Source organism: Pedobacter lusitanus, assembly GCF_040026395.1.
GTDB classification, from domain to species: Bacteria; Bacteroidota; Bacteroidia; order Sphingobacteriales; family Sphingobacteriaceae; genus Pedobacter; species Pedobacter lusitanus.
The window spans coordinates 559,616-580,134 of sequence record NZ_CP157278.1 but is presented as its reverse complement, the minus strand read 5'-3'; the positions used below and the strand labels follow the sequence as shown (position 1 = coordinate 580,134).

The 20,519-nt window shown below is 39.4% G+C and carries 23 protein-coding genes; 8 read left to right on the top strand and 15 right to left on the bottom strand.

Annotated features, from left to right (window positions below; all coding sequences use genetic code 11):
* The first annotated feature begins 76 nt into the window (after positions 1–76).
* Both PL_RS02635 and PL_RS02630 read left to right on the top strand, forming a co-directional pair.
* A complete protein-coding gene (locus PL_RS02635) occupies positions 77–967 on the top strand; it encodes a LysR family transcriptional regulator (protein ID WP_041882151.1) in 891 nt (296 codons plus the stop codon).
* A 100-nt stretch (positions 968–1,067) separates the two neighbouring features.
* A complete protein-coding gene (locus PL_RS02630) occupies positions 1,068–1,739 on the top strand; it encodes a GDSL-type esterase/lipase family protein (protein WP_041882154.1) in 672 nt (223 codons plus the stop codon).
* Between the two features lie 68 nt (positions 1,740–1,807).
* Here PL_RS02630 and PL_RS02625 read toward each other — a convergent pair whose 3' ends face one another.
* The 3 genes from PL_RS02625 to PL_RS02615 all read right to left on the bottom strand — a co-directional run bounded on the left by PL_RS02625 (position 1,808) and on the right by PL_RS02615 (position 4,315).
* Positions 1,808–2,884 (bottom strand): SDR family oxidoreductase, encoded by a 1,077-nt coding sequence (locus PL_RS02625; protein WP_041882157.1) that lies wholly within the window; start codon positions 2,882–2,884, stop codon positions 1,808–1,810.
* A gap of 65 nt (positions 2,885–2,949) precedes the next feature.
* On the bottom strand, positions 2,950–3,912 hold the full coding sequence (locus PL_RS02620) for a polysaccharide deacetylase family protein (protein WP_041882159.1): 963 nt from the start codon (positions 3,910–3,912) through the stop codon (positions 2,950–2,952).
* A 1-nt stretch (position 3,913) separates the two neighbouring features.
* The gene (locus PL_RS02615) at positions 3,914–4,315 is read right to left on the bottom strand and encodes a DoxX family protein (RefSeq protein WP_041882160.1); all 402 of its coding nucleotides are present in this window, start codon (positions 4,313–4,315) and stop codon (positions 3,914–3,916) included.
* Positions 4,316–4,385: 70 nt separating this feature from the next.
* Here PL_RS02615 and PL_RS02610 point away from each other — a divergent pair, with 70 nt between their 5' ends.
* The 5 genes from PL_RS02610 (at position 4,386) to PL_RS02590 (ending at position 11,785) form a co-directional block, all read left to right on the top strand.
* On the top strand, positions 4,386–5,177 hold the full coding sequence (locus tag PL_RS02610; protein ID WP_041882163.1) for an AraC family transcriptional regulator: 792 nt from the start codon (positions 4,386–4,388) through the stop codon (positions 5,175–5,177).
* 222 nt (positions 5,178–5,399) lie between these two features.
* Entirely contained in the window at positions 5,400–5,990 is a 591-nt protein-coding gene (locus tag PL_RS02605; protein ID WP_041882165.1) for a TetR/AcrR family transcriptional regulator, read from the top strand.
* Positions 5,991–6,047: 57 nt separating this feature from the next.
* Complete coding sequence (locus PL_RS02600) at positions 6,048–7,211, top strand: efflux RND transporter periplasmic adaptor subunit (protein WP_052496276.1); 1,164 nt, start codon at positions 6,048–6,050, stop codon at positions 7,209–7,211.
* A gap of 6 nt (positions 7,212–7,217) precedes the next feature.
* Positions 7,218–10,361 (top strand): efflux RND transporter permease subunit, encoded by a 3,144-nt coding sequence (locus PL_RS02595; protein ID WP_041882168.1) that lies wholly within the window; start codon positions 7,218–7,220, stop codon positions 10,359–10,361.
* A gap of 17 nt (positions 10,362–10,378) precedes the next feature.
* Positions 10,379–11,785 (top strand): efflux transporter outer membrane subunit, encoded by a 1,407-nt coding sequence (locus PL_RS02590; RefSeq protein WP_041882170.1) that lies wholly within the window; start codon positions 10,379–10,381, stop codon positions 11,783–11,785.
* Positions 11,786–11,788: 3 nt separating this feature from the next.
* On the opposite strand, the gene PL_RS02585 is transcribed toward PL_RS02590, so the two are convergent.
* Positions 11,789–12,526, bottom strand: coding sequence for an NUDIX hydrolase (locus PL_RS02585; protein WP_041882172.1), 738 nt, complete (start codon positions 12,524–12,526; stop codon positions 11,789–11,791).
* A 54-nt stretch (positions 12,527–12,580) separates the two neighbouring features.
* Here PL_RS02585 and PL_RS02580 point away from each other — a divergent pair, with 54 nt between their 5' ends.
* Positions 12,581–13,258 (top strand): pseudouridine synthase, encoded by a 678-nt coding sequence (locus tag PL_RS02580; RefSeq protein WP_041882174.1) that lies wholly within the window; start codon positions 12,581–12,583, stop codon positions 13,256–13,258.
* A gap of 17 nt (positions 13,259–13,275) precedes the next feature.
* On the opposite strand, the gene PL_RS02575 is transcribed toward PL_RS02580, so the two are convergent.
* The 11 genes from PL_RS02575 to PL_RS02525 form a co-directional block, all read right to left on the bottom strand.
* Positions 13,276–13,695 carry a thiol-disulfide oxidoreductase DCC family protein gene (locus tag PL_RS02575; protein WP_041882175.1) on the bottom strand — a complete coding sequence of 140 codons (420 nt, stop codon included), beginning with the start codon at positions 13,693–13,695 and terminating at the stop codon, positions 13,276–13,278.
* A gap of 14 nt (positions 13,696–13,709) precedes the next feature.
* On the bottom strand, positions 13,710–14,531 hold the full coding sequence (locus PL_RS02570) for a hypothetical protein (protein WP_052496277.1): 822 nt from the start codon (positions 14,529–14,531) through the stop codon (positions 13,710–13,712).
* A gap of 9 nt (positions 14,532–14,540) precedes the next feature.
* Positions 14,541–15,089, bottom strand: coding sequence for a hypothetical protein (locus tag PL_RS02565; RefSeq protein WP_041882177.1), 549 nt, complete (start codon positions 15,087–15,089; stop codon positions 14,541–14,543).
* A 57-nt stretch (positions 15,090–15,146) separates the two neighbouring features.
* The gene (locus PL_RS02560) at positions 15,147–15,461 is read right to left on the bottom strand and encodes a hypothetical protein (RefSeq protein WP_041882180.1); all 315 of its coding nucleotides are present in this window, start codon (positions 15,459–15,461) and stop codon (positions 15,147–15,149) included.
* Positions 15,462–15,626: 165 nt separating this feature from the next.
* Positions 15,627–16,274, bottom strand: coding sequence for a response regulator transcription factor (locus PL_RS02555; protein WP_041882182.1), 648 nt, complete (start codon positions 16,272–16,274; stop codon positions 15,627–15,629).
* 8 nt (positions 16,275–16,282) lie between these two features.
* Entirely contained in the window at positions 16,283–17,074 is a 792-nt protein-coding gene (locus tag PL_RS02550) for a sensor histidine kinase (RefSeq protein ID WP_041882183.1), read from the bottom strand.
* Complete coding sequence (locus tag PL_RS02545; RefSeq protein WP_052496279.1) at positions 17,055–17,720, bottom strand: hypothetical protein; 666 nt, start codon at positions 17,718–17,720, stop codon at positions 17,055–17,057. The genes PL_RS02550 and PL_RS02545 overlap by 20 nt, the downstream gene beginning before the upstream one ends.
* 18 nt (positions 17,721–17,738) lie before the next feature.
* Entirely contained in the window at positions 17,739–18,227 is a 489-nt protein-coding gene (locus tag PL_RS02540) for a hypothetical protein (RefSeq protein ID WP_041882186.1), read from the bottom strand.
* Positions 18,228–18,440: 213 nt separating this feature from the next.
* On the bottom strand, positions 18,441–18,980 hold the full coding sequence (locus tag PL_RS02535) for an NADPH-dependent FMN reductase (RefSeq protein WP_041882188.1): 540 nt from the start codon (positions 18,978–18,980) through the stop codon (positions 18,441–18,443).
* Positions 18,981–19,064: 84 nt separating this feature from the next.
* Positions 19,065–19,958, bottom strand: coding sequence for a dihydrodipicolinate synthase family protein (locus PL_RS02530; RefSeq protein ID WP_041882191.1), 894 nt, complete (start codon positions 19,956–19,958; stop codon positions 19,065–19,067).
* Between the two features lie 77 nt (positions 19,959–20,035).
* Positions 20,036–20,506 carry a cupin domain-containing protein gene (locus PL_RS02525; RefSeq protein ID WP_041882194.1) on the bottom strand — a complete coding sequence of 157 codons (471 nt, stop codon included), beginning with the start codon at positions 20,504–20,506 and terminating at the stop codon, positions 20,036–20,038.
* Between the last annotated feature and the right edge of the window lie 13 nt (positions 20,507–20,519).

The window sequence follows — 20,519 nt, the reverse complement described above, 5'->3', positions numbered from 1 at the left end:
TATAAAGTTTATTTTTGGTTTACAATCTCAAATATCATTAGTTTTACCATTAGTAATAATACTGATTACTTAAACTATGATAAGTATCACTAATCAAATAGAGCTGCGACATTTAAATTATTTTAAAGTACTGGCCGAAGAACTGCACTACCGGAAGGCTGCCGAAAAGCTGTTTATATCTCAATCAGCTTTGAGCCAGCAAATTAAACAGTTAGAACAATACCTTGGCCATTCTTTATTTGACCGGACTAATAAACGCGTTGTTTTAAATGAAGCTGGAAAACTCTTTTATAAAGATACTGTTCAGGTAATTCAAAAAATGCAGATAGCAGTTAATAATGTGCAATTGCTGCAAAAAGGGAATACCGGACAGCTGGCAATCAGCTTTGTTGCTTCGGCGATGCAGTCTGTATTACCAGTCTTGCTTAAACAATTTAACAGTGATTGTCCGAATATTGAATTCCACCTGGAAGAATTAACCAATAAAGAACAGCTTTTTGCCCTGGAAAAGGGAGATATTGATCTTGGCTTTATGCGGTCCAATCAGGTTGGGCAGGATATGATGATCAAAAGCGTTTATAAAGAAACTTTTACACTTGTATTGCCCGCAGATTATCCGTTGTCTGTTTCGAATTTTAAGCATGTGGGAGAATTAAAAGACGAATATTTTATACTTTTTCCGAATGACCAGAGTCAGCTTTATTATCAGCAGATTGTGAACTTATGTGCAGATCAGGGTTTTACGCCTAAACTCTCTCATCGTTCTATTCATGCACCAACCATATTTAAACTGGTAGAAAATGGAATGGGGCTTTCCATTATTCCGACCTCATTGGCTACTTCAGAAAATCGAGGGGTTAAATTTATAGAATTGAAAAACATACCGCAGCAAACAGAATTATACGCCGTATGGAAGAAAAGTAATGATAATCCCGCATTACCATATTTACTGGAAATGCTGACCTGACCCAGACAGGGATGAGCCGGAGTAACCAATATTTTACCGAATTTAAGTATCGACAGAGCCAATTTTTACAGGATTACCGATATAATGGATATTTTTGAACATGTTGAAAGTTTTAAAAGTAATTGCATTTAGCTCCACATTCCTTTTATTGTTTAATTACAATTCATTTTCGCAGGATAAACCTGCATTCTGGGATGATATACAAGCGATCAAACAATATGACCGGGTCTATGCACCTCCAAAAGATCCTATATTGTTTATTGGGAGCTCTTCAATCAGGTTATGGGTTGATTTTACCAAAACATTTAAAGACTATACTGTATTAAACAGAGGAATTGGCGGTGCGGTAACAACCGATGTCGATCGTTATCTGGAGGACATTGTTTTTCCTTATCATCCAAAACAGCTGGTTATTTATGTAGGTGAAAACGATTTGATTAAAGCAGTAAGCGGAGACGTTGTATTTGAAGATTTCAAAAAGCTTTACAGCCATATAAGAGTTAAATTACCTGCAGTTCCAATTATTTATCTGTCGATCAAAGCCAGTCCTTCAAGAGTTCAATACTTATCAAAGGGGATAAGAGCCAATGCTTTGGTTAAGGAATTTCTAAAAGGAGAGGAGAATATCAGATTTATTGACATTTATCAGCCAATGCTGGATCAGAAAGGCGAGATGCAGCCTAAGTTATTCAAAGAGGACATGCTGCATATGAATGCGACAGGCTATGAGATCTGGAATAAATTACTGAAACCCTATTTGTTAAAGGATTAATAAAAGCTCCGGATAAAGGATGATCCGGAGCTGAATTTTGTTTACCAGCGGCTTCGCAATATCAGCAATTATGGTATAATCTTATTTAAGCGAAACTCTTTAAACAAGCGGATAAACATTTCTTCAGTATCTTCATATTCATGGAATCCTGCCCGGCGGGCTTTAGAGCCATCGGCGAAGAAGTCATAATCCCATGAAAACACAAAATCACCGAATGCCCAGGAGGATAAATAATCATAATCAAATGGAGCTAACTGATACTTCTGCTGCATGTCAGCCCATAAATGTTTTTGAGCGGCCATTACAGTTTGCAATTGTAACTGCAAAGGAGGAGCAGTTTCAATCTCAAAGAAAGCAGCAATTTTAGGCCATAATTCATTCCACCTGAATAAATCACCATTATTGATATTAAATGCCTGGTTTGAGCCTTGTGGCTCTGTTGCCGCCCAGACTGTAGCTTTTGCCAAAAGCCCCGCATCTGTTACTTCCATAAGCTTGTCATAAGCTCCCGGCTTTCCAGGAAACCTCAATGGTATGCCCAGTTCTTTCGATATTGAAGCATACATAGCAATTACCAGCGCTAAATTCATAGGATTACCCAATGCTGTACCACCAACTACCGAAGGTCTGATAGCTGACCATGTCCATTTCTTCCCTTGCTGACGCTGCATTAAAAACTGCTGCTGATCCACGTTAAACTCTGGTGGCATGTGACCACCATCAGTCTCTTTTGCAGGTGTTTTAAATGGGCCAAGGTGCGCGCCATATACTTTATAGCCCTGCATCAGACTGATATGTTCCAGATTTTTAGCAACAGGTTCTATCGCATTGACTACATTAACCAGCATAGCCAGATTAGGAGCAACCATTTCTGCCCAGCTGGGACGATCCTGAAAAGCAGCATAAAAAACATGCGTAACCTCTATTAGTGCAGTCAGTTTTGCTACTGTATCTTCAGCGTTTAACAGATCAACTGCGATAAAACTCAACCTGTCTTTATTTACCCCTCCGCGACGCGATAGCCCGATAATATCCCAGCTGCCTGCAGCACATAAATGTGAGATCAGCTTACTTCCGATTACGCCATTGGCACCAACTATCAGTGCTGTTTTCTGTTTATAACCTGATAATGAATTATTCATCATTTTTAAATATTTATGACCATGCTTAAGCTGATCCTATTTTAAATTTTATGTTTAACAGCAGATTTTTAACGGTAATCCTGATCAATGACTGTAGTTTTATCCTGAAGGGCGAGCCTGGCAATTTCATCTTTCCGCATAAACTTAACACCAGGCTGTTTAGCTGCATAAGCCAGAAATTCGTCCAGTACCCTGACCTGAGCCGGAGTTCCACTGATTCTGTCATGCGTACTGATTGACATTTGTCTGCGGTATTTTGCACCTTCTGCATACAGCTGATCAAACTCCAGTCTAAGCTGTTCTCCAAATTGTTGTGAAGAGAAATACCGGCCCTCCAGTAATTGAATGTCATTGCAACGCAGGGTATAAGGAACCACCCCGAGATTCTTCCCGTTTACCGGAATCAGAAAAGGTTCATCTCTGCTCAGGTCATCGATATGATAAGTAAAACCAAGTTCCTGCAAAATAGCCAGTGTATTTTTGCTTCTTCTTAACCAGTTACAATTATAGCCTTTGGGCGTTTCCCCTGTTACCTCTTTAATAATAGCCACTCCATCACTGATGAATTTTTTCTCCTGTTCATAAGAAAGATTATACTGCGGCGTCCAGTTCAGGCCATGCGCAGCAGCTTCATGTCCGCGTTTCACAATTTCTCTGGCTAGTTCAGGGCTGTGTTTTACCGCCTCACCAATCATATGACTGGTTACTTTAATCCTGTGTTTATCCCATAAATCCAATAACCGGGGAATACCCTGTTTATAACCATACTGAAACCAGGTTTTAGCAGGTATATCTGTAAACCCTTTTTCCATATTAGCAGGGAATGGACTATCAAAACCGGTTTCCGGCTCTCCGCCTGCTTCAAACTGCATGGAAATAGAAATGACCAGACGTGAACCATCTGCCCACCGGGATTCTTTTAATGAATTTTGCATAGCTGATTGTTCTATTGAAAATGTATTTCCTGGCAGCAGCAGAGAGCTTGCGCCTAAAATTGCTGACTGCCTGATAAAATCTTTTCTTGTACTCATTTTATTTTTTGATAATTAATTGATCAGCAGATAAGCTGTTGAAATTCAGATAACGGTATAGCAGACTAAAATAGGCACCATATAATACCTGTATAAAGACATTTTCCCATTGTTCGATCATGCAGGAGCCAAAAACCAGTGCCAGCATAATTGCTGAGCCCAGCAGAACAGCAAAACGTGTAAAAAGTCCGGATAGCAATAATAGTCCTGTAATCATCTCCAGTACAGGAAGTAAATAGCTGAATGGCAAAACCAGCAGCCCGGGCAATACAGATTTACTAAAAGAACTGACCATCCATTCGCTGAATGCAGCCAGTTTAGGTAAACGCACCAGTCCATGTCCAAGCATACTCATGCCGATAGGCAGACGGGCAAGCAGATAAGTTATATTGATCTCTTTCATGATTCAAATTTGCAGGTAAAACAGTGCTGTGATCTGGTAAAACACTGATAAGTTTTTGTATCTTTCCGCTATGAAACGCTATCGCCAGTTCCTGCCGGTTATTATTTCGGATTTTGAAATTAAGACCTGGCCGCATCCGGTTCATAATCACAATCATTATGAGCTGATTTATATTAAAAAAGGGACAGGCAGCCATCATCTCAATAAAGAAATCATCAGTTATCAGCAAGGCAACCTGTTTCTTCTGGGGCCCGAAGATGAACACTACTTTGATATTACAGAAAGTACCCGTTTTGTTTTTCTGAAGTTTACAGATTTCTATCTGCATGGCGAGGAAAAAATAAAAGATCAGTGGGTACAGGAAATGGAATATCTGATTAAAAACAGGGAAACCCGTTTATCAGGTTTTCAATTAAGTACAACTGATCAGTATCTGATAGATCTGATCTATGAAGTAATTATTGGGCTGAAACCTGATATTCAAACCAATGAGCGGCTTATCTGGCTGCAAATTATGGCAATTGCCACAATCCTGAGAAGAAATCTTCCTGAAATCACTTCTTCAGTTGCCAGGAGCAGGGCAATGGAGAATGTATTTGCCTATATCCATGAACATATCTACACGCCAGACAAACTCAAAGCAGGGGTGATGGCTAAACATTTTCATACTACCGCTGATTATATCGGCCCTTATTTTAAGAGAAATGCAGGGCTGACACTTCGTGAATATATCGGTAACTATCGTAAGGTTCTGATCCGTAAAAGAATGGCCAGCGGACACTATAGTCTTAAACAAATTGCCAGTGAATTCGGACTGACAGATGAAAGTCACGTCAGTAAACTACTGAAAACTGCTGATTAGCTAAATCCTGTCAAAACTGCTTTTCGTCGGTGTGTTTTGCCTGCTGGTCAATTTCTCTTTTTTAACGTACCTGCTTTGCCTAATTTGCCCACATTCCCGGTTAATATCAATAAAAGGAGAGAATCTTTTCAGGTTTGACTGCATTCTCAGGTTAAAATCCGGGCAATCACTAATATTAATACTTAACAAAATTGTCAAACATTAATATTAAACAACAGACAGATGCCAGTAAAAGACAAAGGAACTGAACAGCTAATTAAAGACACTGCCAAAAAGATATTCTTTGCAGAAGGAAAATTACATGCAACCACTCAGGATATTGCTGATGCAGCCGGTGTGAACAGAACTCTTGTCCATTACTATTTCAGATCCAGAAAACATCTGTTTGAACTGGTTACTGAAGAAGCTTTGGACGAATTACGTCAGATTATGGGAGATGCATTTATAGGAAAACAAAGTTTTAAAGAAAAACTGAAAAAACTAATTCACGTTTTTATGGATCAGACTATTGCTTTTCCTTACCGGGAGTTATTCCTGATTACAGAAACCAACCGTTATGACCAGGGACATGCTGATCAGGTTCATGACAGTCATACCAAGCCATTTCTTGAAGAAGTAAAAGCTGAAATGGATAAGGGAAATATTAAGGCTATGGACCCCCGTCATTTTATGATGAACCTGTTTTCTTTAATGGCATACCCTTTACTCACTTCTACCTTAAGCAAAGGATTTATGAAAATAGATGATCATGAATATGCTAAACTCATGAAACAAAGAAAACAACTCATTTTAGAAATGATCTACCCAGAATAATAAATCGTATTAAATAATTAATAAACAATAGAAAACCCATCAGCAAGTAATAATAATATGAAAACATCAATACAGATTGGGCTCCTGTTCATTGCAGGATTAACCCTCGCCTCATGTGGCAACGATAAAAACAAGGCCGCTCAGGCCGCCGCCGCAGCTGGGCAGGTGAAGGAATATAAAGTTCTGAAACTGGAGCCCAGATCTGCCACTTTAAACACAGATTACCCTGCCAGTATACAAGGACAGCAGAATATTGAAATCAGACCAAGAGTAGACGGATACATTGATAAAATATTTGTGGATGAAGGTGCTGTTGTCAAAGTTGGTCAGCCACTTTTTAAAATCAGTGCACCTCAGTATGAGCAGGAAGTCAGAACAGCAAATGCAAGTATAGCAGACGCACTGGCTAAACTCAATGCGGCCAAACTGGCTATCAATAAAGTTAAGCCACTGGTAGAAAAAGATATAGTAAGTAAATATGAGCTGGAATCTGCTCAATATACTTATGAATCTGCTCAGGCAGCAGTTGCTACAGCAAAAGCAAGTCTGGTTAATGCTAAAACTAATTTGGGATTTACAACAGTGATCAGTCCGGTTAATGGTGTAGTTGGATCTATCCCTTTCCGTTTGGGAAGTCTGGTGAGCAGCACTACTGCAGATCCTTTAACGACAGTTTCAAGCATTGGGAATGTCTACGCTTATTTCGCATTGAATGAGAAGCTTTTATTAGATTTCACTAAAGACGGTAGTGGTTCATTTGCACAAAAACTGGCTAAACTGCCTAAAGTTTCGCTGTTACTTTCTGATGGTTCTCCTTACACAGAAGAAGGGAATATTGAAACTGTAAATGGCCTGATTAATACAGCCACAGGATCGGCCAATATCAGAGCCCGTTTTCCAAACCCTAAAGGTATTATCCGCAGTGGAAGCAGTGCAACAGTAAGAATTCCAAATGCTTTGAAAGATGTAATTCTGGTTCCGCAGAGTGCCACTTTTGAATTACAGGATAAACGTTTTGTAGTCGTAGTCGGAGCAGATGGAAAAACCAAAAATGTAGCCGTTACAGTAATGGAAAATACAGCAGGAAATTTCTTTGTGGTAGAAAATGGCCTGAAAGCAGGAGATCAGATTGTACTCGAGGGAGTTGCAACTTTAAAAGATGGTACGCAGATTAAAGCGAATGCCGAAAATCCGGAAACTGTTTACGCAGATTTAAAATAAGAGAAGATGTTTAAAATATTCATACAAAGACCGGTACTCTCAACAGTAATCTCTGTGATTATTGTTATTCTGGGGATACTCGGACTCACGTCACTGCCAATAGCGCAGTATCCAGATATAGCACCGCCTACGGTTAATGTTGCTGCCAGTTATACCGGTGCAAATGCCGATGTGGTTTTAAAAAGTATCGTTATCCCGCTCGAAGAGCAGATTAATGGGGTAGAGAACATGACCTACATGACTTCTACCGCTACAAACGATGGTGCGGCAAGTATTTCAATTTACTTTAAAGTAGGAACTGACCCGGATTTAGCGGCTGTCAACGTACAGAACAGGGTATCCAGGGCAACCAGTTTATTGCCTGCAGAGGTAACTCAGGCAGGAGTAACAGTAACCAAAAGTCAAAGCAGTAACCTGCTGATCTTCTCCTTATACAGTGATGATAAGACATATGATCAGACTTTTTTACAGAATTATGCCAAGATCAATCTGGTGCCGCAAATTCAGCGTGTTACCGGGGTTGGTAACGCAACTGTTTTCGGTTCCAAAGATTACTCCATGCGTATCTGGTTAAAACCTGATATGATGCAGCAATACAGTCTGATACCGAGTGATATTTCTGCAGCACTGGCTGAACAGAATATTGAGGCTGCACCAGGTAAATTTGGTGAAAATGGGAACCAGGCATTTCAATACGTAATTAAATATAAAGGCCGTTTAACTACAGCAACTGAGTTTGAAAATATTATCATTAAATCAGTTGGTAAAGGACAGGTACTACGCTTAAAAGATATAGCTAAAGTAGAATTAGGCGCATTAAGTTATACCGCTACCATTGAAACCAATGGTAAAGAATCTGTAGCAGTAGCTATCAGTCAGACTCCGGGTTCCAATGCAAGAGATGTAATCAACAATTCGAAAAAGATTATTGAAGACGCTGCAAAGACCTTTCCTAAGGGAATAAAATATACCACACTGGTAGACGTCAATGAGAATCTTGACGCTTCAATTGATAAAGTAATTCATACTCTGATCGAGGCATTTATTCTCGTGTTTATCGTAGTATTTATCTTTTTACAGGATTTGAGATCAACACTGGTGCCTGCAATTGCAGTTCCCGTGGCTATTGTGGGTACTTTCTTCTTCCTGAATTTATTTGGTTTTACAATCAATCTGCTAACACTTTTCGCTCTCGTACTGGCCATTGGTATTGTGGTGGATGATGCGATTGTGGTCGTCGAAGCGGTTCATGCCAAACTGGATCATGGTTATAAATCAGCTAAAAAGGCAACTATAGATGCCATGGGCGAAATATCAGGTGCGATTATCTCGATTACCCTGGTAATGGCAGCGGTATTTATTCCGGTTACCTTTATTACAGGCTCTACTGGAGTATTTTATAAGCAATTTGGTATCACACTTGCCGTAGCAATTATTCTGTCGGCAATAAATGCTTTAACATTAAGTCCGGCACTCTGCGCACTGCTATTAAAGCCACATGCAGATGATCATAAACATCAGAGTTTTATACAAAGATTCTATACTGCTTTTAACGTTGCTTTCGATAACGTAACCAACAAGTATAAACGTTCAGTACAGTTTCTTTCTGTTAAAAAATGGATTGTTTTAGGCAGTATTGTCATAGCAGCAGCTGCTTTGTTTTATATGATGAAAACTACGCCTTCGGCTTTTGTACCGGCAGAAGATCAGGGAACCGTATTTGCCAATATCAGTTTGCCACCTTCATCCTCTATGGAGCGTACAGCAGAAGTGACCAAACAGGTTGACAGTATTGCCAATACCATACCCGGTGTTCAGAATACCCTGCGTATTGTAGGGCAGAACTTTACTGCCGGTGCCGGTAGTGCATATAGTATGGTTATCCTGAAGCTAAAAACCTGGGATGAACGTAAACTGAGTGTTAATGAGGTAATCGGACAGCTTTTTGCTAAAACTGCAGGAATCAGAGAAGCGAGTATCTTCTTTATTTCTCCGCCAACGATACAGGGATTTGGTCAGAGTGGAGGATTTGAATTCCAGCTTCAGGATAAAGGCGGACATACCACAGACGAGTTCTTCAAGATCAATAACCAGTTTATTGCTGCACTGTCCAAACGTCCGGAAATTCAGTATGCGACAACACCATTTAACCCTGGTTTCCCGCAATACCTGATGGATGTAAATCTGGAAAAATGTAAAGATGCAGGGGTTAGTGTAAACGCGGTTCTGCAAACCATGCAAGGTTATTATGGCGGGTTGTATGCTTCCAACTTCAATAAGTTTGGAAAGCAATACAGAGTCATGGTACAGGCAGCGGCCGAATTCCGTGCTAACCCAGAAGGATTAAATAAAATATTTGTCAGAAATAACGCTGGTAATATGGCGCCGATTACAGAATTTGTGAAAATGACAAGGGTATATGGTCCGGAATCTATTTCAAGGTTTAACCTTTTCAGCTCTATATCTATCACTGGCGCACCTAATCCGGGTTTCAGTTCTGGTGATGCAATTAAAGCCATTCAGGAAGTAGCTGCTACAACATTGCCAGCCGGTTATGGATATGAGTTCTCCGGTCTGACCAGAGAAGAGCTGGCCTCGGGCAGTGAAACTATATTCATCTTTGTTTTATGTCTTATTTTCGTGTACTTCCTGTTAAGTGCGCAGTATGAAAGTTATATTCTGCCTTTCGCAGTTCTATTATCTATTCCTTTCGGACTGGCAGGAGCTTATCTGTTCTCTATCATCTTTAAGCTGAACAGTAATATTTATCTCCAGATCTCACTGATCATGCTCATCGGATTACTGGCCAAAAACGGTATTCTGATCGTAGAATTTGCCTTAGACAGAAGAAGAAACGGAATGCCAGTGGTACAGTCGGCTATTGAAGGTGCCGTTGCCCGTCTGAGACCAATTCTGATGACTTCATTTGCCTTTATCTTCGGATTAGTGCCGCTGATGTTTTCTACTGGTGCAGGTGCGGTGGGTAACAAATCCATTGGTACCGGTGCAGTAGGAGGAATGCTGATCGGAACATTACTCGGTGTATTTGTAATCCCGGTATTGTTTATCATTTTCCAGAATCTACAGGAAAAAATCAGTGGTCCGGCTAAGAAAAGCTATGATGAGGATGATGAGGAAGAAGAATTATAAATTTTAGAACGAATAAAATGACTCATAAATATAACAAACAGGTTTTTGCCCTGCTGGCCGCTGCAGCTCTTTTCAGTGCGTGTTCAGTAACGAAAACCTACGAAACACCGAAAGTGAATACCGACGGACTGTATCGCGGACAAAATGTAACAGATTCTGCAACCATGGCTTCCCAGCCATGGCAGACCCTGTTTACCGATGAGAAGCTGAAGGTTTTAATTCAGAGAGGTCTGGATCAGAATGTGAATCTGAAAAATGCAATCCAGAACATATTACAGGCACAGGCTACGCTGCAACAGGCGAAACTGGCTTATCTGCCTACTTTAAGTGCTGATGCCAGTGTAACCAGAAGTAAACAGTCTTCTGCAGGATTGAATTTTCCTCCCGGGATTAATATTAATACGCTGACCAATACTTATAAATTGTCCTTAAGTACATCCTGGGAAGCAGATATCTGGGGAAAACTAAGCAGTAGTAAAAGAGCAGCTTTAGCAAAATACCTGGAAACAGATGCAGCTAAAAAAGCAATTCAGACACAGCTGATTGCAGATATTGCCAATAACTATTATAGTTTACTGGCTTTAGATCAGCAGCTGGCTATCACACAGGAAACGCTTAAAAGCAGAATTATCAATGTAGAAACTATGAAAACCTTAAAAGAAGGTGCAGTAGTTAACGGAGCAGCTGTAGTACAAAGTGAAGCAAGCCGTTATGCAACTGAAGTTTCTATACCAGATCTGAAAAAGAGTATCAGGGAAGCAGAAAATGCCATGCATATCCTGCTGGCCGAGAATCCTGGAACTGTTGACAGAAGTACAATGGAATCGCAGTCAGTTCCTGCAGCATTGGCTACTGGTGTTCCAGCTCAGTTATTGCAAAACCGCCCTGATGTTCAGCAGGCTGAACTTGCCTTCAGAGGTGCTTTTGAAAATACCAATCTGGCCAGAACTTATTTCTATCCAAGTTTAACATTAACAGCCAGTGGTGGATTCTCCAATCTGACACTGAAAAACTTTTTTGATAAATCTGTCTTTTATAATTTAGTAGGAGGACTGACCCAGCCAATTTTTAACCAGGGTTTAAACAAAGCCCGTTTAAAAACGGCTCAGTCACAACAAATACAGGCCATGAATAACTTTCAGCAAAGTTTGCTGGTTGCAGGGCAGGAGGTATCAAATGCACTTTACGCATATCAGACTGCAGTAGAGAAACAGGACTCAAGAGCCAAACAAGTTGCTGCACTGGTTAAAGCAGTAGACTATACACAGGATTTATTGCGCTATAGCTCTGCCACAAATTATACCGATGTATTAACATCAGAACAAAGTTTACTGGCTGCACAGTTAAGTGGTGTGAGTGACCATTTACAGAAATTACAAGCGGTGGTTAATCTTTACCGCGCATTAGGTGGTGGCTGGAAATAGCCACTACCAATCAAGTCCCTGCAGGGACTCCTGATATTTCAGAGGATCAAAGCTGTAAAGGTAGGGCGCTTTATGTGCCCCGCCTTTACGGGGATCTTCCTGTTTAACCAGGATACCAAACCGCATAATACGGCGGTAAAAATTGCCTCTGTTCAGTGACCTGCCCAATATGGTTTCATATAGTTTTTGTAGTTCTGAAATTGTAAATCTTTCCGGAAGAAGATTTAAACCAATGGGTTTATGACTGAGCTGCTGTCTTAATATAGCTAAAGCATTGTCATAGATTAACTGATGATCCATTGCCAGTTCAGGTAAATCATCAATATTGCTCCACTGACAGGTATCGCTATATTCATCAGGTGTTACATTAACTGCAGTATAATCTACCAGTGCGTAAAACCCTGCAGAGATAAAGCGCTGCTTATACCACAAATCATCAGGATAGCTTTCAAAGAATCCTTCAGAACGGTTTAAACTTCCAAATACACCAAATTCCTGCAGATATATACGTTCAGCTCCTGTGCGTTCAAATAATACCCGGTGAGCAGCATCCTGCAGATGTTCATTTTTGAGCACAAAACCACCCGGTAATAACCATTTCTGAGTGGCCTCCATTTTCAGCAACAGCACTTTGAGCTGATTATCATGAAAACCGAATACTACGCAGTCCAGAGAAATGTGGGGTAAACAGTTTTCCCACATCCATTTGCTTTGTCTGATGATCTTTTGGTCTGATTCCATTAAGGGGCAATATATGAATCTGTATATAAAAACCTATATTCGCGAAAAAAAATAATGCTTGAAATTGTATACCAGGACGATCATTTAATTGCGATCAATAAACCACACGGATTACTTGTACACCGCTCATCTATAGCCAATGATGCAAAAGAATTTGCTTTGCAGATGCTAAGAGATCAGGTAGACAGACGCGTGAGTCCGGTACATCGTTTAGACAGGAAAACCGGCGGTTTATTATTATTTGCTTTTGAGAAAGACGTTGAAATTGCTATGCAGCAGCAGTTCCAGAATGGAGAGGTGAAAAAGAAATACCTTGCCATAGTGAGAGGTTATGCGCCTGACAGTGAAGAAATAGATTATCCGCTGGCTAAAGAAAACGGGACTATTCAGGAAGCTTTTACTGCCTTTGTTACACTCAAAAGAGCAGAACTTGAGGTTGCATTTGGTAAACATCCTACATCCAGGTATTCATTGGTTGAAGCCAGTCCGACAACCGGAAGAATGCATCAGCTTCGCAAACATTTTGCCCATATCTTTTATCCGATTATCGGTGACCGCAAACACGGTTGTAATAAGCAGAACAGATTTTTTAAAGAACAGTGGGAAATGACGACCATGTTATTACATGCTTCAGAACTTCAGTTTAAACATCCTGTTACGCAGGAAGATATACATATACAGGCGACTGTGCAGGATGAATTTAAAAGAGTAATGGATTTAATGAGCTGGTAATTTATCCGGCTTTGAGTTCAGGTCAGAAATTTTTCTCTGACCTCTTTGGTCGGGATCATACAGCTGTCTGCCTGTCCAAACCAGCTATATCGTCTGTTGGCAAATAAAGTGTAAAAGTAATCTCTGACTGACTGAGGTATATATCCGGCCAGCAGCAAGAGCCATGACCATTTACTTTTTAAATGTTTTGCAATATGGATAATACCATCAGACCGGGTAAATATCTTTTTATGATGTATGACAATAATGCTGTTCAGACTTTGCAGATCAATCTGATGAGCTGCAGATAGTTCTTTTGCCGTATCACTTTGCAATGACGCAAAAACAAATCTGTTATGCTCATCATGACTGATTACATAATTGATATAACTATTACAGAAATTGCATATTCCGTCAAATAGTATAATATCCTTTTTTATAGTTAAAGCAGATGCCATTTGTCTTTTTTGATTTAATAAAGGTAGGCCTGAATTTGATGATTGACATAAAACAGGGCTGGATATGCTGCCATAAAGGCCCAGAAGAATGAGTTTAACCCCATAATTATAGCCGTCAAAAGATGAAACAAAAATCCCCAGATAATAAATATCAATGCATAATTGGAAGGCAATATCAGACATAAAGGAAATAAGGTCTCCATAATCATCACATTCCAGCATAAGAATACATTTACTCCGGGATATTTTTTCAGCAGCACTGCTGCCCATCTTGAGCCATAAGTCTTGGTAGAAAATACATCCTTGATCGCTGTAGAAGCACGCCATTCTGCAGAAACTAATTTGGCAATACCAGCGACAGTATAAGAAAGACAGGTTTGTAAAGCTATAAACCAGAGTCCGATAGTAGCCAGACGTGAACCCGTAACTACAGGGAAATGGCACAGAAACAAAGTAATAATGATCAGCATGTTCATCTGATCTGAACCATCACTGCCATAAAAGGTGATCATTGAGCTTGCCAGCAGGCTGCATCCAAGCAAACCGATTAATATCCATCCATAAGTTGTTTCGAGCGGGAAGAATAATAATCCAAAAATAATCAGGCATCTGAGTGCGAAAATAATGGCCAGGCCTTTTTCATTAAATAGCTTGAATAATGGGCTGAAAACAGATTCCTGATCTTTTTTCTCCCATCGCAGCTGCATTACATTCCAGGAAAGCAGTCCGGTTGAAGAAAATATCTGAATCTTTTTGATATACTCCATCGTTGAAATAAATAATCCAATACTCAGGATAATCAGAATAAGCTGATTGGTTTCTATAATAGATATCATAAGTCAAATTTATATTTGGTGAAATACTGATAATAAGATAACAGAAGGAGGGGCTTCTTTCAGATATCCTGACGTTTCGGCCAGCATAAACTGTCTTTGGGCGCTGCCCGATTCACAACGGCAATGACTTACTGCATGTAATACAATCAGGTATGGCATAGAAAACATGAGCAGATCATATCCATTTTCGGTTTTATAATGGGGGATATTTGAGATCAGGCTCTGGATTACATCTGATAATATTTTTTTATCCCTTTTATCAGGATTCCAGCACCATGACCATAAAGAACGCTCTTCGGTGATATCCATTTCTTCCCAGTCGCCGTTGGTTTCATCGTCGATTTTATCTCTGTACAATAAATGATAATCACTTTTTCCGGGATTAGGTGCAAAAAAAGTCCATAAAGGAATTAGTCCGAAAATATCAATCGTATGTCTGATATAGGCTGAAAATTTTGTATCCCTGAACTGACACAAAATAGTAAGCAGAAACCATATGGCAAGAATACATGCTACTATGGATTCATAGATAATGCTGATGTCTGTTGAAGAAGTCATGTGGTTAAGGTTAAATTTTAAAGGCGGGTGCAATCAGGCCCGCCCTTAAAACAGTAATTAATTAAACTTTTTACGAAGTTCTATTAGTTGCTGAACGTTGATACCAGCTTTAGCATGTTTCTCTAAAGATTTGCTGGCTTCATCATGTGTTTCTTTTCCTAAAATAGCAGTTGCTACTTCTACAATGTCAGTTACATAAGGAGTAGCTTTTATTGCAACTTTAGTAGCCTGAACAGCTGTTCTTACTACCGCAGTAATAAATGCTTTAAGATCTCCAACTTCAGCTTCGACTCCTTTGTGGTCTCCCTGCAATTCTGCAATAAGGGCGTCAAGTGCTGCTAATTCTGAATGAGTTAATTTTAACTTTGCCATAATTTAATTTTTTAAATAAATTGTTGTTTAGGTGCGTTAATTTGAAGCTTCATTGCACAGAATAAAGTTGTGGATATAACCTGGTTGTCACCATAGTGGATATACGCATTAAAAAAAATGAGTAATTCTACTTAGTTACAGGGTTAAACTAACTTGCGGCTAAGGTTAGATCAACCCATTTTTTACCGCAAACAGTACAAGGCCTGCAGTATTGCGTACCCCGATTTTATCAATAAGACGCTGTTTGATACCTTCTACGGAGCGCGGACTTAAAAATATTTCCGTACCTATTTCAATTGCCGTCTTTTCATCACAGATTAACTGCAATACTTCCAGCTCGCGATCTGAAAGTTCCACTTTTTGATTAAAAGCAGGTTTGAAGTTCCCTTTGGTGATTAATTTTTTCAAAAGAGCTTTATTAACCAGGTCATTAAAGTAGTAACCATGCAGGTGAACGGCATAAATTGCTTCTCTGATATCCAGCGGATCGGCATCTTTTAGTAAATAAGCATTTGCACCTATTTCCATTAAATGGACTATAAAGCTATCTTCATCATGTAAGGTGACAGCAATGATTTTCGTCTGTACAAATCTCTCTCTGATCCGTTTGGTGGCTTCCATGCCATCCATACCAGGCATTCTTAAATCCATCAGGATAACATCAACTACATTTTTTTCCAGTCTTTCCAGTAATTCAGTCCCGTTACCTGCTTCCACGGTTACCTCCATATTCTGATCCTGATTCAGGCCTACTTTTAAGCCGTCCCTGAATATGGCATAATCATCCGCTATAGCAATTTTTATTTTATCCATGATTTTATTTAATTAACCGGAATACAGATGTCTATCTGATAACCTGTTTCCTGTACTGAAAAAAGAAGCTTACCCTTTAAAAATATAACCCTGTTTTGTATGTTTTTAAGCCCCAGACCATTTTTCTCGAACCTGAGTTCTTCAAAACGCTGCTGGGTAAGACCTTTACCGTTATGTGAAATTTTCATCAGTAATTGCTGATCAGTATACTCCGATACAATGTGAATCTTAGAAGCTTTGGCGTGCGTAATAATATTATTAAACAATTCCTGAATAATACGGTAGATACTGATATCATTTTTAAGGTCATGATAACACTCATGATCAAGTTGTGTTGTTACCTCGATCAGAGATTCATGTGCAATTTTACTGGCAAAGTGACTGATCGCCTCATTCAGCCCAAATTCCTGCAAAATGGCAGAATGCAGGCTGTGTGACATGTTTCTTACTTTTTTGATCCCTTCATCCAGTAATTCTCTGGCTTTATTATAAATGCTCTCATTATATTCACCTGTACCTAGTTTGATACTATGAAAATGCAGTTTTGAGGATGCGAGTATAGCGCCAACCTCATCATGAAGCTCTTCCGCAATACGATGACGTTCCGTTTCTTCACTTTTTATTGCAGCTTCTATCAATTGATTCTTTTGTTGCTCATTCAAAGCCTGAAGGGAATTCTGATATTGTAATTTTTTGCGTTGTGTAAAGATGAAGATCAATAGAAAGCTTATAAACAGCAGTAACATCGCTGCAATCCCAACCACAACAAAAAGCCTGATGTCAATGCTTATCAGATCCATAAAATCCTTTAGCTATAAATAGGTTAAAAACGATGTAAGAGATATTATGTACATTCCATAGATTGATTGCGAAATTTATCATGTGTGTCGTTAATTCATTGTATAACAGGAAAATAAAAAAATTAACGGCTACATACAACCCCAGACCGGTGACAATCCAGAAGTCGGTAGTGAATATGTTCACATTTACATTTTCGTGAACCTTAAACAGAAAATAACTAAGTGAATAAAACAGGAGTAAAATTGCTTCAACCGACAATAACCTGCTGCTCAATCGCCAGTAATCAAAAAAGTTTTCGTAAAAAACAAAATTCACCAAAAGAAAAACGATAAAGACAAAAGGGATAATTTTCTTGATCTTTACTATAAATGGTTGCTTAAGACCAATAAAAAATGAACTGAATAAAAAGAATGTGATTACTGAATGCAGATTATACAAGTAATTGTTAGAGCTGAGACTGGCGGGAAGATATTTCCTGAATTTCCAGATCGTGTCAATACTTATATTAATAACCAAAGCCAGCCATACATAAAAAACAACCGGTTTATGAATAACCGGTTGTTTTTTATACAACAGGACAGCTGCCGGGATTAATAGTGCCCAGACTTCAGACCAGTCCAGAATAGTTTGCAGTATATGCAACATATAAAATGGTTTTTCTGATTAAGTAGCAGGCGGGGAAGGATTAGTCTGTTCGGGTGGCGGATCTGCAAATACTGCCATTCTCTGCGCAGCAAATTCCAGCTCAGCAGGGGTATGATATCCTCTTATCCTGTAATAAATGTGTTTGTCTTTATCTAAATGCGGGATAAAGATTAAATAATCAGGCTTTTCTGGTTTATTGATCAATGCTTCCATTTGCTGCAGTGACAAGATGTTATTACTCAGAATAACGGGCCCGCTGATTGTTTCCGCCTGATTTTCATAAACAGACAGGATATCATAGGTTTTACTAAATACCCCTTTGGGATGAGCCTTATTCACCATATGTGCGTAGGCAACCAGCTGTAATAGTTTTACGCTGTTAGCTGATTTAGGAAAGTAATAAGAGAATACAAAGCTGTCTATTCCATCAGAGTTTTGAATTAACTCTTCAATAGCGCTAACTTCGTACTTTAACCAATAAAATTCGAGCGTTTGTAATTCTTCCATAGATTAAATATTTGGTTCTGATTTTGATTTATCATCCAAATATATAATAGAAAAACATAGATTACTGTGCGTAAAAACACGTGACCTTAAATATGCGTATTTATACGTTTAACCCTTTTTAGCCATTTTTAAGAGCCATTTTCCACCTTTATCGGATTAGCAGTAAAGCAGAACGTCCGGGATTCAGACAGTCCGGATTCTTTAAGGATTTCATTAATTTTTTAGGGTTTGGTTAAACCGGTCAATCAGCGCCCGAATTTCGCCAAGCGTTTTTTCTTCTGTAATTCTGCCTTCTGCGCTGACTTTTGTTTTTGCATAGGGGATGAGCAACTGAAGATTTTCAATATTCTTTGCTTCTATGACTTTTAAGGTTCCCATTAAAGATTGGTGTGCATATTGTCCGTCAGTAGCTGCCGTAATTAACACCGTCGGCTTGGATGAAAATTCCGCACTGGAGACTGTCCAGTCTATGGCATTTTTTAATACTCCGGGAACGCCGTGAGCATACTCGGGTGTACAGATCAATACGCCATCGGCGTTTTGAAGCAACGCTCTGAAAGCTATAACTTTCTGAGGAGTATTTTCGAAACTTTCGTCAGGATTGAATGCAGGTAAGGCTATCAGGTCTTCAAAAACTATCAGCTTAAAAATATCGGCCGATAAATCAGCTATCGCTTTGATTAAAAGATGATTGGTAGAGTTCTGTCTGGTACTCCCTGAAATCGCAATAATATTTTTTCTCTGATTTTCCATCACACAATATTACACAATGAAAGCAACAGGTACAATGGAGTTCCGAAAAGCTCCATTGTAATTCGCTAACTATTATTGTCCATTTTATACCAGGGCCATTGAGCACTCTTTTAAAATCGCTTTTAACTGATCTTTATCTGTATTTTCCAATGGTTTTAATGGCGATCTGAGGTAACCCGCCGGTATACCTGTCAATTCAAGGCCGGCCTGAATTGCCCGTGGAAGGCCTTTACTGACAATAAACTGCAATAATCTGACCTGTTTATAGAATATATCCCTGGCCAGATCATAATTGTTATCCTGAACAGCATTATATAAATCCAGGGTCAGTTCAGGAATTAAGTTTGGTGCTGCAGTACACCAGCCCGTTGCACCCGCTGCAAAGGCTGCTAAAGCAAGCGGGTTGGAACCGTTGAAAAAAGCTACATCTTCACCGATTTCTCTGCGCAGATAATGCATTCTCTGCAAATCCCCTGTGCTTTCTTTGATCATCGTTACATTGGGTATCTGAAGTAATCTTTTAAGCAGGGCAGGAGACATATCCACACCGCCTGTTGCAGGATTATTATAGGCCATAATGGGAATAGAAATCGAATTGGCAACCTTTTCATAATGTGTAAAGATTTCATCATCGGTTAGTTTCCAGTAAGACATCGGGATAATCATCACTGCCGAAGACCCGGCTTTTTCAGCAAATTTTGCGTGGTGAACAGTTCTTTCTGTGGTCAGATTCGATACTCCGGTAACAACCGGTACTCTGCCAGCAACCTGCTGAACAGTAGCTTCGGTAACAGCTTCTTTTTCTTCGTCTGTTAAATAAGGTAAAACTCCGGTACTTCCTAATGGCGCAATTGCATGCGAACCAGAAGCAATTAACCTTTCTACCAGGACTTTAAATAATGTGATATCAACCTGCTCCTGTGCATTAAACGGAGTAATGGGATAGGCAATTATGCCTTTTATTGTATTTTGATTCATATGTTTCTAATTAAATTAATACCTGAACGTTATGAAAAAGGCTTTAATCTTTTATTAAAGCCTTTTAAATCACATCTCTATAAGTCTCTTCCTTCTTCTTCACGCAATGCCACACCCAGGTTTTGTAATTGAGGTGCATTTTCACAGGCCAGATATTTTGCCGGCTCAGTATCGTTCAGATTCTGGTGACGGTGCCATGCCCAGCTTGGGATATATACGGCGTCACCTGCGGTCCATTCAACCTTTACACCTTCAACTTCTGTATAACCGTGTCCTTCCAATACAAAAAGAACAGTCTCGTAAGTATGCCTGTGTTTGTTGGTCAGCTGTCCTGGAAGCAGACCTCCTATAGTCATACTTACATTTTTTGTTGGCAGATCAACAAAGAAAACCGGGTGTTTTCTTTCTGTTGAAAATTGGTTATGCTCGCCAGCCTGTTCAACATTTCTGTGAATCAGTTTATCTGGCATGACAAAGGTTGGTCTTGCGAAAGTTTGATGAAAATCTTTTGAAGTAAATGCTGGTTTTGTTTTTTCTGTAGTTTCCATTTCTCTTATTATT